Raw genomic sequence first — 16,468 nt, 5'->3', positions numbered from 1 at the left:
CGTTTCACCTGCTTAATTCTTCAAGTTCCATTTCAAAATCATACTGAAAATCTTCATGAAGAGATGCTAATTTCTTTTCTACCATAGCCCGCTGCCGGTCGTAGAGGTTTTGCAGGGTTTTGTTCCTGTGAATGGAAGGAGAAAAGCTATCCATCTTCAGGAGAAAATAGATCAACAGTTCCACTTCGGTTTCCTTTCTTCCGGAGTAGCGAATGTGCTTTTTGATATTCCGAAGGATCTTTCGAATGCTTTTTTTAACGTAGTAGTAATTATTGGTATTAATCTCCTTAAAATCTGCTTCCACTTCCTGCTTGACCCGCTCAATATACTCCGCCTCATTTGAAGATTCGAACAAAAGATACGTGAGCAATTCTTTATTCTCTTTTTTAAATTTTGAAAGCCGAAGACAGGTTTGCAGCAGCTCATCGTGAGAGCGATGTTTTAATTCATCTTTAAGCTGCTTGACGGTGGCAGGTTTCATATAGATCTTTATTGGCTATAAAGATAAAAGGAATATGGTTCAAAAATGGCAGTTTTACTTCTATTTCCACCGGCTTCAATCCTGGTCTAAGTCAGGGTTTGTCATTCCGCCACTACATGAATCTGGTAAACTTCATAAATATTGTCATAGGGATAAGACATATTCTCTTTTAGGTAATTGATGATGTTGGTTTTTAATTGCTCTTGTGGAATTACTGTATCCCGCAGCATTACTGTGGCCTCAAAACGGGCGATAGAACGGTTATTCTCGGTTTGTACGTTAGTAAAACTAACATTCTTGTTTAGAACTATTATATATTTTATCTCCTCAAGAGTAGTATTTAAAGCTTCTGCGAGTTCGGTATTCATTCCTGCCTTGCGAAGAATGGGCGGCCGACTAAACTGCCAGGCCATCATTCCTCCAATTCCCAGGATTACAATAATGGTGATAATAAGACCTTTCTTCTTGCTTCCTTTTAAAAATCTCACTCCGTTGGGCGTTACCTTCCCATAAAAGTAAAATACGAGCGTCGCAGCCAGGTGAATTCCCAGGAGTTGCAAAATAATTCTGAAAAGACTACTAAAAACCACCTGCCATTCCATCATGTAAAGACCTGCACCAATTAATCCCACAGGTGGCGCTAAAGAAGCCGCAACAAGAATACCTACGGCTGCTCCGGAAACCAGACTATCCCGTTCGGACTGGCAGATGTTAACCGCTCCTGCAAAACCCGATACCAGCGGAAGAAAAAGTGCAAATTTCGAAACCTGGCTTATTTCCTCCATCAAAGGTGTTAATATTTGCAGCGGAAATATCACCGAAAGCAGAAAACTCGCCACGATGCCGGTGAAAATGGCAATTCCATACCTGCTCAAACTGCTCTTTAAAAGCTTCATTTTACCCGCGGCAGTGGCCAGTGCGGCATTCATTGCAGGCCCTGCAAATGGGGCCACGAGCATTGCCGCTACCAAAAGATAAGTTGTGGTTGTAAAAAGCCCAATCCACACGATAATTCCAGCAACGAAAGAATACCCAATAAGCCCGAACATGGAGCCTACACTTTGAATTCCTCCTAAATAGATCTCCAGAGAACTCTTCGTCTGCACATCTGCCACCTGGTCGGGCGCATCAGAGGCCGGTGGATATAAGGAAATGATTCCGCGGGGAATGAGCGTTATTTCGGGTTTTTCAAATTCATCTACTTGTTTTAAAAAGTTATTGACCTTTTTGTTAGGTAGACTAACAAAGAAAACATCATGTTCCTGGTCACTTTCTGAAAGGCTAATGCTATTCTTCCCATCAAACTTTTCAACAAGCTCCTGCACCCTTTCTTTACTTCCTGAAGGAATCTTAAGTATTAGTTGACGCATATTCCTTTTTTCTTTTCAAATTATTTACCCGCAGAAGCTAACCACTCAAAAATGGCATTTTTGGCTGGCATTTTCTTGGGTTCTGTAAAACGAGAATCTCAGTTAATCAAGCTATTAAAAAAATAAGATTCTGCTGTACAGTTTATCACGATTTTAAGAAATTTGCAGACTAAAAATAGGCTGCATAAAGAATAGGAGCCTATGGAAACAACAACAATACTTCAGGACCTGCATGGCGAAATGTCTAAAGGAGAAAAAAGCTTATAAGTTAAAAAAAGGGGAGTTAGTCTACAATTACTACCTCCGAATGTGACATGAAAAAATCCTGAAGCCTTTTCACCTTTCCATCCAGCGCTTCTGAAAAGACCAGAAACTGGCATTTACTTACGTGTTCGGGAATTCCAATGAGATCATTGAAATCACTTGTTTTCACCAGGAAATCTGCATCCTCCACTGCAAGGATTTTCAATTCATTTAAATTGATGCCGCTGATCTTAAAGAGTTTTTTCAACTTTTTGGGAGTAGAAATAACGATGTCTACACCTTCATAGATCTCGTTTTTTTGGTTTTCTATATTGGGCTCATCAAAAGCCGAAAATATCCGTAAAGAAGTGTTTTTAAGAAAGATTTGAAATTTTTCTTCCAGCTCCAGCGCGGCTTCCTTGTCTTTCACAAAGATCAACGCCCTTGGAGCATCCTGAAATGCTTCGGCTTTAAGCTGCTGGATGGTGCCAATAATGAGGGCTGTTGTTTTCCCGGATCCTTCGGGAGCGATTCCAAAAACATTGGCGCCGCTTTTAATCCGCGGAATGATCTTCTTCTGAAAAGGAGTGGGATGTTCCATTTCTAGATGTGACAGGGTTTCCTTAATTGCAGGATTGAGTTTTTTAAAGGACATATAAGAAGCTCTTTTTTGAATGCAGGGAATAATTCATCTACTACGGCATTCAGGGGTAAAGGTACCACTGCTTTATAAAACAAGAGCGGAAATTTCTTCTTCTTTTTAAAGCCGTTTACAAACGTTTACAAACGAATCTAAACGAAAGCAATTAATTATCAACCGAATCAGGGGAAACTGCAGCTCTATATTTGTACCGTTGAAATGAACGAATGATTTTCAGCTAAACAGTAAAAACATATTATCATGAACGCACTAAGAAACAAAGTACAGCTAATTGGCCACGTAGGGAACGCACCAGAAATTGTAACGCTTGAATCGGGCAAAAAGCTCGCAAAATTTTCCATCGCCACCAATGAATCTTACAAAAACGCAAAAGGTGAGAAGATCACCGACACACAATGGCACAACATCGTCGCCTGGGGAAAAACCGCCGATCTTGTAGAGAATTATGTTCCAAAAGGCAAAGAAATAGGCATTGAAGGAAAATTAACCAGTCGCAGTTATGAAGACAAAGCCGGTCAAAAAAGGTACATCACCGAAATTGTTTGCAACGACCTGCTACTCTTAGGGAAATAACTTTCTTTCATCCAACTCTATTCTCCGGAAGTAAACAAAAAAAGACCTCAAAAAGGTCTTTTTTTTATGGAATTTATTTTAGTCCTCTCCGGTTGCCAAAAAAGAGAAATTCAGGGTTATCTTATGGCCTCTAGTGCATTTGCGAGGTATACAAAAGGCGCATTCCAGTTGATGGCAATCTCGTTGCTGGCATAGCTGCAGCGTTCATCAATATAAGAAGTGGCTGGATATTGATGCTTTTCTGTATAAAGATCACCGCAATTTTGTTTATCCTGTTGCCCGGGATTAGGCCCGCCGGCTAAAAGTCCGGGGACTGGATCTTCAACGCTATCTGCTTCCGAAGGCCTGTGATGTGGATCTTTGGTGGACTTTTCTCCAAAACCGGTCAAAAAGGAAAACCCGGTGGCATTTCTTCCTAAGAGATAATCGAGATTATCATTGGCTGCATTAAGGTATTCCTCATTTTTGGTAAGCAGGTAGGCATTCAACAGCAAAACTCCCTGGTTCGCCGCTTCAGAATTGCTTCCCCAGGCAAAATTCTTAGCACTTATTCCCATAGGAGTTCCGTAAGCCGATTCGCGTGAATGTGCTAACAACTCTTCGGCCATTTCAATTATTTTATTCTGCACTGCATCTATATCACTTTCATGTGTACCAGTATGCTTGTCCTTATGCCTTGCCAAAGAATATAAAGCAAGCGTATTCACGTTTGGCCATGAAGGAACGCTAAAATTTTCTTCTGAAGATTCCAGGGAACTCTCTATTCCTGCTTCTTCATAGTATTTTTCCTCTTCTGTAGAAAGGAACAATTCTGTAGCCGCCCACTGGAACTCATCTTCAAAATTCTCGTCACCATAAGCCCCGGTACTCACTGCAGGCTCTTTTAATTTCTTCTGATCATATACCATTTTTGGATTCTTTACTGCCCATCGATATGCTTTTTTACTCATTACCAGCAATGAATCTGAAAGGCCCGGTAATTCTTCTTCAAAATTCCTAAAGATCCTCGATGCCTGCGCAGTTACCGCGGCAAAATCTAAGGTCGCAGGAGTACTTTTTTGAACTACCCACCGCTGTAGGGTTGCATCTTTTGGTAATACAGCCCCGTGAAAATTAGCACTGGTCAATTTGTGATATACTCCTCCATCCTCGTCCTGCATGCTCATCATCCATCTTAAGTTATATAAGGTTTCGTCAAGGAAATCAGGAATGTTATTACGGCTTTCAGGAATATTAAGATGTAAAGTATCAAGATACTCCGGAAAATCTTCATAGAGTGAAAATAAAGTTCCCATCGTGATCCCGCTGTTTACGATGTATTTTCCATAGTCGCCGGCATCATTCCAGCCCCGCGGACTTGAGATCGTGCTGCCTGCAAGCCTGTTTTGCGTGGCAGCAGAATTGTGGATTTTCACTTCGGAATCCGGATGGCCGGCGTCCCTGGCCCACTTCCCGGCGTAGCTTTCAGGGAGGGCGGTTGAAGCCCGCTGAAAATAAAATGCTTTTATACTTGCTTTTGCGGGCTCAAAATGCACATTTTCTGATATTTCAAAAGGATAGCTCTCTCCCATCCCCGGCACCTTCAGAATATATTGTCCTGGTTCCCGAAACTCTGAGAAATCTGCCTTTTTTACATTTTCATTACTATGCGGCCAGTTTTTCGCCCCGGTTAATTTTCCCGAGAACACCTGTTTCTTTTCTCCTTTTTTAAATATCAGGAATTCAACGGCTTTAGAAGCTGCGATCACAGCTGTTTTTGGTCCTTCAGGATAAAACCCAATCTGGTTTAATTTAATTTTCTCAGAACCGGAAGTTTTTCCAGAAGTTTGACAATTGCCCGAAAAGGTGAGCAGGAAAGAAAAGAAACATACTACCCGGAAAATGAGGTTTTTCATAAATCTATTTTTAAAATTTGAAGAGAAAAGGTCATTTTTGAAGCCTAAGTTAAGATTATGAAGACATTTTCCTGTAGCAGTTAGAAATATTTTGCATATTTCCAGATACTCCACTCTAAAAAAGCCCATTAAAAATAAATCTCCTGCGCCAGCCTATAGGTGTTGGCATGTGCTTCAATGATGGTTTTAATATCTGTAGAATATCCCCCGCCCATACTGCATTCTACAGGAATTCCTGCATCGTGACAGGTTTGGAGCACAAACCTGTCCCGCTCCTTGCACCCCTTGACCGTACAACCTAATTTCCCCAGCTTATCGGTAGCAAGGATATCCACGCCACTTTGGTAAAAGATAAAATCTGGCCGTTCCTGATGAAGAAGTTCAGGAAGAATATCCTTTAATATTGTAAGGTATTCTTCGTCTTTTGTGCCATTTTCCAATCCAATATCTAAGCTGGAACTCTCCTTTTTAAAAGGATAATTTTTCTTTCCGTGCATTGAAAAAGTAAAGACGGAATCATCATTTTCAAATATCTCGGCAGTACCGTTTCCCTGGTGTACATCAAGATCTACGATCAATATCTTTTCTGCAAGTTTTCTCTTCTGAAGATGCCTTGCTGCCACCGCCTGATCGTTAAAAATACAAAAACCTTCGCCCCTGTTGCTGTAAGCATGATGCGTTCCACCGGCAATATTCATCGCGATCCCGTATTCCAGGGCAAATTCTGCAGCCATCATTGTACCGCAGGCAATGATCTGTTCGCGGTCAATCAATTCTTTAGAAAGCGGAAACCCAATCTTTATTGCTGCTCTTCTATCAAGACTTAACTCATCTAACTCCCTGAAATATGTCTTATCATGCACCGCTAAAATAGCAGCTTCCTCAGGGAAACCGGGTTTAAAGAAGTTTTCTTCACTGCAGGTACCTTCATACAAAAGTTGCCTGGGCAACAAATCATATTTTTCCATCGGGAAACGATGACCTTTTGGTAAGGGATGCGTATAGATTGGATGATTTGCTATTTTGAGCATGCCTGTATAGTAAACCTAACAGGTTTTAAAAACCTGTTAGGTTTAATTTCTAACTTATAATCGTCCCCGGCTTCACTCCTTCCTCATCTGGATTTACAAAAACCAGCTTGCCATCGGCATTTTCGGTCATGAGGATCATTCCTTCACTTTCTACACCGCGCAACTTTCTAGGTGCGAGGTTTACAAGTACAGTAACGTTCTTACCAATAATATCTTCCGGCTTGAAATGTTGTGCAATTCCCGATACGATCGTTCGAACATCAATTCCTGTATCAACTTTCAGTACAAGAAGTTTATTGGCTTTTGGCATTTTTTGAGCCTCTACGATCGTTCCAACCCGAAGATCCATTTTTGTAAAATCTTCAAAAGTGGCAATTTCCTTCTGCGGTTCTGCTTTTTGATTTTCGGCTTTATTTGCAGCCTTGGTAGCTTCCAGTTTATCCAATTGCGTCTGAATTTGTTCGTCTTCTATTTTTGAAAATAATAATTCCGCCTTTCCAATTTGATGTCCGGAAGCAAGTAATTGGTTGTCTTCTTCGGATATTTTATTCCATTCCGGTTTTTTTGAAGTATCGAGGTCCAGCATGTTTACTAATTTTTCCGAAGTAAACGGAAGGAAAGGCTCGCTCATGCTGGTGAGCGCCGAAGCGATTTGCAGTGCGACAAACATTACTGTTTTCACCCTTTCCTCATCAGTTTTTATAAGTTTCCAGGGTTCTTCATCTGCCAGGTATTTATTCCCAAGTCGGGCGACATTCATCAACTCTCCCTGGGCTTCCCTGAAACGATATTTTTCAATAGAACTTGCAATCACTGCAGGGTAGGCTCGAAGTTCTGCCAACACCTGTTTGTCCACTTCATTATAGTCATTGGGCTTAGGAACAATTCCGTTGTAATACTTATTCGTAAGTACCACCACCCTGTTGATAAAGTTTCCAAAAATGGCAACCAGTTCGTTATTATTTCTCGCCTGGAAATCTTTCCAGGTGAAATCATTGTCTTTGGCTTCCGGCGCATTTGCAGTTAAGACATATCTCAACACATCCTGCTGCCCGGGAAAATCTTTCAGGTATTCGTGCAGCCATACCGCCCAGTTCTTTGAAGTCGATAACTTTTGTCCTTCAAGATTTAAAAATTCATTCGCAGGCACATTTTCCGGAAGAATATAACTCCCTTCGGCCTTGAGCATGGCAGGAAAAATGATACAGTGAAAAACAATGTTGTCTTTCCCAATGAAATGCACCATTTTAGTATTTTCATCTTTCCAGTATGGCTCCCAGTCCTTTCCTTCCCTTTCTGCCCATTCTTTGGTGGAGGAGATGTAACCAATAGGCGCATCAAACCAAACGTAAAGCACTTTTCCTTCGGCACCTTCCACAGGAACCGGGATTCCCCAATCAAGATCACGCGTAACCGCCCTTGGCCGTAAACCGTCGTCTATCCAGGATTTCACCTGCCCGTAAACATTAGATTTCCAGTCTCTTTTATGCCCTTCCAGGATCCATTCTTTCAACCAGCTTTCATATTGATCTAAAGGCAGAAACCAGTGCCTGGTTTCTTTTAAAGTGGGCGTTGCACCGGTAATAGCCGACTTAGGATTAATCAAATCATTCGCGTTATGACTGGTACCGCATTTTTCACACTGGTCCCCATAACTTTCCTCAAAACCACATTTTGGGCAGGTTCCAACCACAAACCTATCTGCCAGGAATTGTTCGGCCTTCTCATCGTAGAATTGCTTACTGCTTTCCTCAATAAATTTTCCGGAATCGTATAACTTTCTAAAAAATTCTGAAGCAGTTTTATGATGAACTTCTGCCGAGGTGCGTGAATAGTTATTAAAAGAAACCCCGAATTCTTCAAAGGATTTTTTAATAATTCCGTGGTATTTATCTACAATATCCTGAGGAGTGACCCCTTCTTTTTTAGCTTTAATCGTAATGGGCACGCCGTGTTCATCACTTCCGCAAACAAAAGCCACATCGTGGCCCTGCAATCTCATAAAACGGGCGTAAATATCTGCAGGCACATATACGCCTGCGAGGTGGCCAATATGAATAGGGCCATTGGTATACGGCAAGGCCGCAGTTATAGTCAATCTCTTAGGTGATTCCATCAAAAATATTCGAATTTTAAAAGGTTGTAAAGTTAAGCAACTACAAGGGATTACAAGTTAAAATCTTGTAAAAGGGAATTGTTATGCGACAAATGTCATTACTTTTAACTTAAAATAAATCTATGCGCAAAATTCTTTTTATAAGTCTTGCCATCCTGCTAATGGCAGGATGTAAGAGCAGAAAATTAACAGTAGATTCTAACAGGTTCATCCTAGAGAATTTAGCACAAATTTCTTCTTCTCAAGATCTTAAAAGAATCTATCCTGAAGCATCTATTGAAGAAGGGAATGATGTTTTTGAAGAAGGGGTTATACAGCGGCCTTATAATATCCTTTTTCCCGGCACTGCAAATGAGGCCCTTCTCACCTGGAATGATGTAGAACGAACCCAGTTGCACCATATTCGTGTGGAAAACGCCGGCCGCTGGGAAACCAGACAGGGAATAAAAATAGGAACTACATACGAAGAACTTGAAGCTTTCAATGAAGGTCCGTTTGAATTCTATGGGTTTGGCTGGGACTACAGCGGTGCAGTAGACTGGCTTGACGGCAAACTGGCTGGCACAAACATAAGGGTGTTTTTGAAGCCGGAAGGAACTCCCCCAAATAAGTTCTACGGAGACCGGAAAATAGAAGCTTCCGAAGAAGAAATTGATGCACTTAATCTCAGTGTACAGGCGATCATGTACCAGGCGGAGGAATAGCTGGCAAAAAATCCTTCTAAATAGTGCTTTCCCATTGAATCTAAAATTCAATCTTAAGAAGATGGCTCAACATAATGATTTAGGGAAACAGGGAGAGGAACTGGCGGTTGCACACCTGCTTCAAAACGGCTACAAAATCGCGGCCCGGAATTTTCGGTATCAAAAAGCAGAGATCGACATCATTGCCCGCAAAAAAGATACTTTAGCTGTAGTAGAGGTGAAAACCCGCAGCACGCCAGACTTTGGTGATCCGCAGGATTTTGTGAAGCGAAAACAGATCCAGTCACTCGTGAAAGCCATTGATCATTTCGTCAACGAACATCAACTGGATGTAAATGTAAGGTTTGATATTATTGCCATCATAAAAAACAAAGCCGGCACCAGGATTGAACATCTGGAAGATGCCTTTGTATATTTTTAAGAATTTTAAATAAGAGCCCTGGAAAATAACAAATTAACGGGAGGAAAAAGTGATTTATTTCACGTCATGCTGAACTTGTTTCAACATCTATTGTTTTATAATCATCTACCAAACTAATGCAAAAAACCTCTTCAAAAATGTCATTTTGAAGAGGTTTTTTATTCTGAAATTTTCTGAAAAAAAATTTTGCAGCCTTTTAAGCTTCGGCAGCCTTTGCGTCTTTTTTATATGCTTCGGAATGTACATTTGCAACTGCCCTTCCTGAAGGATCGTTCATATTTCTAAATGATTCATCCCATTCCAGCGCGGTTGGTGTACTACAAGCCACAGATGGTACGGACGGCACCGAAAGTGCTGCCGCATCACTTGGGAAATGTTCAGAAAAAATTGATCTATAGAAGAATTCTTCCTTACTCTTTGGCGGCTGCACCGGGAATCTAAAGTGCGCGTGATCCAGTTGTTCATCGGTTACCTGTTCGTTCACCATTTCCTTTAGCGTATCGATCCAGCTGTAACCCACTCCGTCAGAAAATTGTTCCTTTTGTCTCCAGGCAACACTTTCGGGAAGGTAATCTTCAAAAGCCTTTCTCAAAACCCATTTTTCAATGCGCTCTCCCTGAACGATCATTTTATCTTTTGGATTTAAGCGCATGGCAACATCCATAAATTCTTTATCCAAAAATGGCACCCTACCTTCAATTCCCCAGGCGCAAAGCGATTTATTTGCTCTTAAGCAATCGTACTGGTGTAACTTGTCCAGTTTACGCACGGTTTCTTCGTGAAATTCTTTGGCATTTGGCGCTTTATGGAAGTACAGGTAACCACCAAAGATCTCGTCGGCTCCTTCGCCCGAAAGCACCATTTTTATTCCCATCGCTTTAATAGCTCTTGCCATTAAATACATAGGCGTAGAGGCTCTAATCGTGGTAACATCATAAGTTTCCAGCTGATAGATCACATCTTTGATCGCGTCTATTCCTTCCTGGATGGTGAATTTTATTTCGTGATGAACCGTATCCAAATGATCGGCTACTTTTCTCGCCGCAGCAAGATCTGGCGAACCTTCAAGGCCTATTGCGAATGAATGCAGGCGCGGCCACCAGGCAGCATCTGTATCATCACTTTCAATCCTTTTATCTGAATATTTCTTTGCCAAAGCAGAGGTGATTGAAGAATCCAATCCTCCGGAAAGCAACACGCCATAAGGCACATCACTCATTAATTGACGGTGAACCGCAGCTTCCAGCGCCTTCCGAAGATCTTCAATACTCGTTTCGTTATCTTTCACATTCTCATAGTCCATCCAGTCGCGCTGGTACCAACGTTGATATCCATCTTCTTTACTTGATAGATAATGTCCCGGAGGGAATAATTCAATTTTAGTACAATGACCTTCCAGCGCTTTTAATTCTGAAGCAACATAAAAAGTTCCATTTTTGTCCCAGCCAATGTACAGCGGAATGATTCCCATATGGTCGCGGGCGATCAAATACTCGTCCTTCTCTACATCGTAAATAGCAAAACCAAAAATCCCGTTTAATTCGTCAAGAAACTGCGATCCTTTCTCTTTATAAAGTGCAAGAATAACTTCACAGTCAGATTGTGTTTGAAAATTGTAATTGCCATTAAACTGATTTCGCAACTCCTTATGATTATAAATTTCCCCATTGGCAGCAAGCACCAAATTCTTGTCTTCGCTAAACAAAGGCTGTTTTCCCGAAGTAGGATCTACAATCGCCAGGCGCTCATGGGCTAAAATGGCTTTTTCGTTACTATAAATTCCGCTCCAGTCTGGGCCGCGGTGACGCAGGCATTTCGCCATGCTAAGTAACTGAGGTCGTAAAGTTTCAGAAGCTTCCTTTAACTCGAAAGCACATACAATTCCACACACAATACTTGATTTTTAAATGATTAAGATTAACAAATATCGCAGAAAATTTGAGACAGCCTCGCCCAAGAGCAGAAAAATTAAATTTTTTATTTTCTATTAAATATTCAGGAATTCCTGGTGAAAGCCGCTAATCTTAGAGATATTCACTTTTTTTAGATTATACTGTCAATTTCTCATTTAGAAGCTTCAGAATTTGCAATCTTTAAAAAATGAGGAATAGAAAAAGGTTTAAAAATTGCTATTTTTCGATATCCAGCACAACAAAATTTATCCCTTGCAGAAAAAACCCGTAATTATTGTACGGGATTTTTTCAGGCAGTAGTAATTAGGATAAGTAGTTTTGTTTTAACAATTGATTAACAACTAAAATATGAACAGCTTTCTAACTACCCTGGTAATTAAAGTTCTAGTTATAACAGGAATAAGCGATCCAACGCCAATGTCCGGACAGAAATCGGCAGATATTTTAAAGGCGACAGAAAAAGTACTACTTCTTGATAAATTTAGAGACTTGAATGCTGGGGAATTGCCATTTCAATGGAAAAAAGAAGAATAACAATATTCATTGTTTTCGGGGAAAAATTAAAGTTTCGAAAAATGGCATTTTTGAGAGGTTTTATTTCGGATTTTCTAACCAAGCGAATTTAAATTATAAAAACAAAACAGAAGAACAACATTATGTGACTGCCCACAGGAAATTGGCACATCAAGAAGAAGTCCTGAATAGTGAAGCAAAGTATAGTCATTCCTGCAAATTCAAAAACAGGGATATTTTCTGGCTATGACCGATTTGGAGGGAAAATATAAAACTGACTCTACAACTCGAATGCAACTAATACCATCTTTAATAATCTTGTGCCAATTCAAGCTGATAGAGATAGAATAAAAAACAGAACTTCGGCTGAGGCAGACAATGTGACTAATAATGGTATTTCACCTGCAGGAAAAAAGCCTGTTAAATCATTTTATTATGAAATTACTACTTTTATTAACAATTTTCAACCTCTCTACATGTAGAACAGAAAATGAAATCACCCCTTCCAAAGATATCTATCAAGTAATTGAAACTGTTCTTAATGAATATGAGGGTTTGGATTTTGTTTTATGCTCCAAACCATTGGACTACAACTTGAATTCAATAACAACGCAAGGGAAACCTTTAATTGAGGCTTTAGATCTTGATTTGATCGTAAATTTTCAAGAATGGACTCCTACAGGCGACGCTGTACGTATTAAAGATGTACTGACCAAGAAAGATTTGGAGTATATGAAAAGCCAAATTACAAGTGGCTTTAAATGGGACCAGGAAATATTTTCAGTTAAAATGATAAACTGTGAAAAACTCACGGACAATATCCGGCTGAAATTATCAAAACCTCTTTTTAATAAAGAAAAGAATTTAAGTTTAGTCTTTCTTGAACAAAGCTCTGTAGCAGATTACTCGAATTCTCTAATACTACTTCAAAAAGAGAATAACAACTGGAAAATAGAATGGTTTCTTAACATGTAAATAGATAAAGTGATAAGTTGAGACTTTATAAGTTTTAAAACCTATATTGACCGCGATCCAAATACCTCTCAAAAATGCCATTTTTGAGAGGTTTTATTTCTCTTCCACCTCGACCTTCGCCCTCACATCCAACGGCTGCAAAACCTTTAAAGCCCGGTCTACAGAAGTTACTTTCTCAAAGGTCAGCAGCAACCTCAACCCGCTCCGGGTTTTCTTTTCTTTCATGGTGCAAGACTGCGGATGTGTTTGCACATATTGCAATACTCTTGAAAAAGCTTTGGTCTGGTAGAAACCTGATTGCTGATCCGCAATAAAATACCCGATCATTTTGTTCTGTTTCATCACGATTTTCTCTAAACCAACACTTGCCGCGATCCATTTAATACGAACGCTGTTCAGCAGATCTTCTGCTTCGGAAGGAAGTTCTCCAAACCTGTCCACAAGTTCTGCCTCATATTTCTGAAGTTCTTCTTCATTCTTCAGATCATTGAGCTGTGTGTAAAGGTTCAGGCGTTCAGTAATGCTGTTAATGTAATCATCCGGGAAAAGCAGTTCAAAATCTGTATCAATCTGGGTTTCTTTTACGTATTGTTTATCTTCCGAAACCTGGTCTGCATAAAGATCTTTAAATTCATTTTCCTTCAGTTCTTCAATGGCTTCGTTGAGGATCTTTTGATAGGTATCAAATCCTATTTCATTAATGAATCCGCTTTGTTCGCCTCCTAAAAGGTCTCCTGCACCACGAATTTCAAGATCTTTCATCGCAATATTGAATCCGCTGCCAAGTTCGCTGAATTGTTCCAGGGCGGTCATTCGCTTCCGCGCCTCTTCGGTCATTGCGGAATATGGCGGAGTAATAAAATAACAAAATGCTTTTTTGTTGCTTCGACCAACTCTTCCCCGCATTTGGTGAAGATCTGAAAGCCCGAAGTTATTAGCGTTGTTGATGAAAATCGTATTGGCGTTAGAAACATCAAGTCCACTTTCAATGATGGTGGTGGAAACCAGCACATCAAATTCCCCATTCATAAACTTGAGCATCAAAGCTTCCAGTTTCTTACCTTCCATTTGCCCGTGACCGATCCCGATTTTTGCATCTGGTACCAATCTTTGTATCATTCCGGCGACTTCTTTAATATTTTCCACCCGGTTATGAATGAAAAACACCTGACCTCCACGCTGGATTTCATAAGAAACCGCATCGCGAATCGTCTCTTCTGAAAACCGGATCACGTGTGATTCTATGGGATACCTGTTTGGCGGCGGAGTCGTAATGGTAGATAAATCTCTCGCAGCCATTAAACTGAACTGCAGCGTACGCGGAATGGGCGTTGCTGTTAACGTTAGCGTATCTACATTTTCCTTGATGGTTTTCAGTTTATCTTTTACTGCCACCCCAAATTTTTGTTCTTCGTCAACGATCAAAAGTCCGAGATCTTTGAATTTCACCGCTTTGTTAACCAGCTGGTGTGTCCCAATGATGATGTCTACCTTCCCGTTTGCCAATTCCTCAAGCGTATCCCGCCGTTCTTTGGCAGTTCTAAAGCGATTCAGGTAATCTACCGTCACCGGAAAATCTTTTAATCTTTCAGAAAAAGTCTGGTGATGCTGAAACGCAAGAATAGTTGTTGGCACCAGCACTGCCACCTGTTTCCCGTTATCTACCGCCTTAAATGCGGCACGAATGGCAACCTCAGTTTTTCCGAAGCCAACGTCCCCGCACACGAGGCGGTCCATTGGGCGTTCATTTTCCATATCGGCTTTTACAGCTTCGGTTGCCGTACTTTGATCGGGCGTATCTTCGTAGATAAACGAAGCTTCCAGCTCGTGCTGCATGTAGGAATCAGGGCCAAATCCGAAGCCTTTTTGCAGCCTTCGCTTCGCGTACAACTCGATCAGGTTGTAAGCAATATGTTTTACCCGAGCTTTGGTCTTTTGTTTTAAATTCTTCCAGGCGTTGCTACCTAATTTATAGATCTTCGGTGGTTTTCCGTCTTTTCCGTTGTACTTGGAAATCTTGTGCAGCGAATGAATGCTGAGATATAAAATATCGCGCTCTCCGTAGATCAGCTTAATCGCTTCCTGCTTTCTGCCCTCCACATCAATTTTTTGCAGTCCGCCGAATTTTCCTATTCCGTGGTCAATATGCGTTACATAATCTCCAATCTCCAGACTGGTCAATTCCTTCAATGTGATCGCCTGCTTTTTTGCGTACCCGTTCTTTAAATGGAATTTGTGATAACGCTCAAAAATCTGATGATCTGTATAGCAAACCTGTTTGGTATCTTCATCTATAAAACCCTGGTATAATGAAAGCACCACCGTCTTGTAATGCACTTCCTGGTCTACATCATCAAAAATGTCATGAAAACGCTTTGCCTGCTGTTCACTTACGCAAAAAATATAATTGGTGTAACCTTCCTCATGATTTTCCCGCAGGTTTTCAATCAAAAGATCGAACTGCTTGTTGAAAGAAGGCTGGGGTTTGGTATGGAATTCTATAATTTCAGAAGCGGAAGACCCTGAAACAAGTTCAGGGTGACGTGCAGATAACTCTACCAATGAATATTGCTGCATTTGCTCCTGCAATAAAGCAGCATTGCAGAACAACTCCTCAGGTGTTCCATGCTTTACTTCTTCGGAAAGTTCTTTAAAAGCTTCTTCGGCTTTACTAAAGAGTTTGTCGATACGAGCAGAAAGCTGCTCCATATCTTTGGTAAAAATCACCGTTTTATCTGAAATATATTTCAAAAAACTCTCCCTAAGCTCTTCTGTCTTCTTATGCTCCACATTTGGAATGATGGTGATCTTCTTCACCTTATCTGTAGAAAGCTGCGTTTCCACATCAAAGGTGCGGATGCTTTCCACCTCATCGCCAAAAAATTCAATTCGGTAAGGCTCATCATTACTGAAAGAAAACACATCCAGGATTCCTCCTCGGACAGAAAATTCCCCGGGTTCTGTCACAAAATCAACTCTTTTGAATTTGTACTCGAACATCACCTCGTTCACAAAATCAATGGAAAGCTCATCATTTACTGAAATTTTCAGCGTGTTTTTTTCCAATTCTTTCCGGGTGACCACTTTTTCAAAAAGAGCATCGGGATAAGTGACAATAATTGCGGGTTTCTTCCGGGAATTGATCCGGTTTAAAACCTCTGCCCTCAAAAGCACATTTGCATTATCGGTTTCCTCTATCTGGTAAGGACGACGATAACTTCCGGGGTAAAAGAGCACATGTTTTTCTCCAACCAGCTGTTCCAGGTCGTTTAGGTAATAGGCCGCCTCTTCTTTATCGTTAAAGATCAGTAAAAAAGGCTTTTCTGAATCTTTAAAAGCATTAGAGATCACAAATGAAAGTGAAGACCCTACAAGACCTTTTAAATGAATTTTATTTTGCGGCAGGGCAAGGGCTTTCCCCAGATCCTGCTGTGCTGCAGACTGTGCAAAGCTTTGGGCAATAGAAGATTTACTCAATTAAGGCGAATTTTTTGCAAAGATAAGAACTTATGACTTTAGACTAAAGCAACAGGAATTAAGGGAAAGTTAAAAAGAGGCAAAACCGTTGCAAT

At 40.6% G+C, this 16,468-nt stretch carries 13 protein-coding genes; 5 read left to right on the top strand and 8 right to left on the bottom strand.

Annotated elements, in window-relative coordinates:
- Window positions 1-4 precede the first annotated feature (4 nt).
- The 3 genes from ACOV1Q_RS03255 to ACOV1Q_RS03245 form a co-directional block, all read right to left on the bottom strand.
- Window positions 5-481, bottom strand: coding sequence for a hypothetical protein (locus tag ACOV1Q_RS03255; protein ID WP_424493004.1), 477 nt, complete (start codon window positions 479-481; stop codon window positions 5-7).
- Between the two features lie 101 nt (window positions 482-582).
- Entirely contained in the window at window positions 583-1,851 is a 1,269-nt protein-coding gene (locus ACOV1Q_RS03250; RefSeq protein WP_424493003.1) for a DUF389 domain-containing protein, read from the bottom strand.
- A 283-nt stretch (window positions 1,852-2,134) separates the two neighbouring features.
- Window positions 2,135-2,749 (bottom strand): DEAD/DEAH box helicase, encoded by a 615-nt coding sequence (locus ACOV1Q_RS03245; RefSeq protein WP_424493002.1) that lies wholly within the window; start codon window positions 2,747-2,749, stop codon window positions 2,135-2,137.
- A 246-nt stretch (window positions 2,750-2,995) separates the two neighbouring features.
- Between ACOV1Q_RS03245 and ACOV1Q_RS03240 the strand changes: the two genes are divergently transcribed.
- A complete protein-coding gene (locus ACOV1Q_RS03240; RefSeq protein ID WP_424493001.1) occupies window positions 2,996-3,328 on the top strand; it encodes a single-stranded DNA-binding protein in 333 nt (110 codons plus the stop codon).
- A 116-nt stretch (window positions 3,329-3,444) separates the two neighbouring features.
- Here the strand turns inward: ACOV1Q_RS03240 and ACOV1Q_RS03235 are convergent, their stop codons facing one another.
- The 3 genes from ACOV1Q_RS03235 to metG all read right to left on the bottom strand — a co-directional run bounded on the left by ACOV1Q_RS03235 (window position 3,445) and on the right by metG (window position 8,370).
- The gene (locus ACOV1Q_RS03235; protein ID WP_424493000.1) at window positions 3,445-5,223 is read right to left on the bottom strand and encodes a glycoside hydrolase family 9 protein; all 1,779 of its coding nucleotides are present in this window, start codon (window positions 5,221-5,223) and stop codon (window positions 3,445-3,447) included.
- A 128-nt stretch (window positions 5,224-5,351) separates the two neighbouring features.
- Window positions 5,352-6,254, bottom strand: a complete 903-nt coding sequence (locus ACOV1Q_RS03230) for a histone deacetylase family protein (protein ID WP_424492999.1) — start codon at window positions 6,252-6,254, stop codon at window positions 5,352-5,354.
- Window positions 6,255-6,303: 49 nt separating this feature from the next.
- Window positions 6,304-8,370, bottom strand: coding sequence for a methionine--tRNA ligase (metG, locus tag ACOV1Q_RS03225; RefSeq protein ID WP_424492998.1), 2,067 nt, complete (start codon window positions 8,368-8,370; stop codon window positions 6,304-6,306).
- A 122-nt stretch (window positions 8,371-8,492) separates the two neighbouring features.
- On the opposite strand from metG, the gene ACOV1Q_RS03220 reads away from it, so the two are divergent.
- Both ACOV1Q_RS03220 and ACOV1Q_RS03215 read left to right on the top strand, forming a co-directional pair.
- Window positions 8,493-9,074, top strand: a complete 582-nt coding sequence (locus ACOV1Q_RS03220; RefSeq protein WP_424492997.1) for a hypothetical protein — start codon at window positions 8,493-8,495, stop codon at window positions 9,072-9,074.
- A gap of 61 nt (window positions 9,075-9,135) precedes the next feature.
- Complete coding sequence (locus ACOV1Q_RS03215) at window positions 9,136-9,495, top strand: YraN family protein (protein WP_424492996.1); 360 nt, start codon at window positions 9,136-9,138, stop codon at window positions 9,493-9,495.
- Between the two features lie 196 nt (window positions 9,496-9,691).
- On the opposite strand, the gene asnB is transcribed toward ACOV1Q_RS03215, so the two are convergent.
- Window positions 9,692-11,386, bottom strand: a complete 1,695-nt coding sequence (gene asnB / locus ACOV1Q_RS03210; protein ID WP_424492995.1) for an asparagine synthase B — start codon at window positions 11,384-11,386, stop codon at window positions 9,692-9,694.
- Between the two features lie 370 nt (window positions 11,387-11,756).
- On the opposite strand from asnB, the gene ACOV1Q_RS03205 reads away from it, so the two are divergent.
- Both ACOV1Q_RS03205 and ACOV1Q_RS03200 read left to right on the top strand, forming a co-directional pair.
- The gene (locus ACOV1Q_RS03205) at window positions 11,757-11,942 is read left to right on the top strand and encodes a hypothetical protein (RefSeq protein WP_424492994.1); all 186 of its coding nucleotides are present in this window, start codon (window positions 11,757-11,759) and stop codon (window positions 11,940-11,942) included.
- A gap of 414 nt (window positions 11,943-12,356) precedes the next feature.
- Entirely contained in the window at window positions 12,357-12,896 is a 540-nt protein-coding gene (locus tag ACOV1Q_RS03200; RefSeq protein ID WP_424492993.1) for a hypothetical protein, read from the top strand.
- Between the two features lie 93 nt (window positions 12,897-12,989).
- Here the strand turns inward: ACOV1Q_RS03200 and mfd are convergent, their stop codons facing one another.
- Complete coding sequence (gene mfd, locus ACOV1Q_RS03195) at window positions 12,990-16,373, bottom strand: transcription-repair coupling factor (RefSeq protein WP_424492992.1); 3,384 nt, start codon at window positions 16,371-16,373, stop codon at window positions 12,990-12,992.
- Between the last annotated feature and the right edge of the window lie 95 nt (window positions 16,374-16,468).

Origin of the sequence: Salinimicrobium maris (assembly GCF_049680855.1) — a bacterium.
Lineage (GTDB): Bacteria > Bacteroidota > Bacteroidia > Flavobacteriales > Flavobacteriaceae > Salinimicrobium.
This window is presented reverse-complemented; position numbering and strand designations above follow the sequence as displayed.

Coding starts and splice junctions, on each gene's coding strand:
- ACOV1Q_RS03255 (WP_424493004.1), bottom strand. CDS start 481: ATGAAACCTGCCACCGTCAAGCAGCTTAAAGATGAATTAAAACATCGC.
- ACOV1Q_RS03250 (WP_424493003.1), bottom strand. CDS start 1,851: ATGCGTCAACTAATACTTAAGATTCCTTCAGGAAGTAAAGAAAGGGTG.
- ACOV1Q_RS03245 (WP_424493002.1), bottom strand. CDS start 2,749: ATGTCCTTTAAAAAACTCAATCCTGCAATTAAGGAAACCCTGTCACAT.
- ACOV1Q_RS03240 (WP_424493001.1), top strand. CDS start 2,996: ATGAACGCACTAAGAAACAAAGTACAGCTAATTGGCCACGTAGGGAAC.
- ACOV1Q_RS03235 (WP_424493000.1), bottom strand. CDS start 5,223: ATGAAAAACCTCATTTTCCGGGTAGTATGTTTCTTTTCTTTCCTGCTC.
- ACOV1Q_RS03230 (WP_424492999.1), bottom strand. CDS start 6,254: ATGCTCAAAATAGCAAATCATCCAATCTATACGCATCCCTTACCAAAA.
- metG (WP_424492998.1), bottom strand. CDS start 8,370: ATGGAATCACCTAAGAGATTGACTATAACTGCGGCCTTGCCGTATACC.
- ACOV1Q_RS03220 (WP_424492997.1), top strand. CDS start 8,493: ATGCGCAAAATTCTTTTTATAAGTCTTGCCATCCTGCTAATGGCAGGA.
- ACOV1Q_RS03215 (WP_424492996.1), top strand. CDS start 9,136: ATGGCTCAACATAATGATTTAGGGAAACAGGGAGAGGAACTGGCGGTT.
- ACOV1Q_RS03205 (WP_424492994.1), top strand. CDS start 11,757: ATGAACAGCTTTCTAACTACCCTGGTAATTAAAGTTCTAGTTATAACA.
- ACOV1Q_RS03200 (WP_424492993.1), top strand. CDS start 12,357: ATGAAATTACTACTTTTATTAACAATTTTCAACCTCTCTACATGTAGA.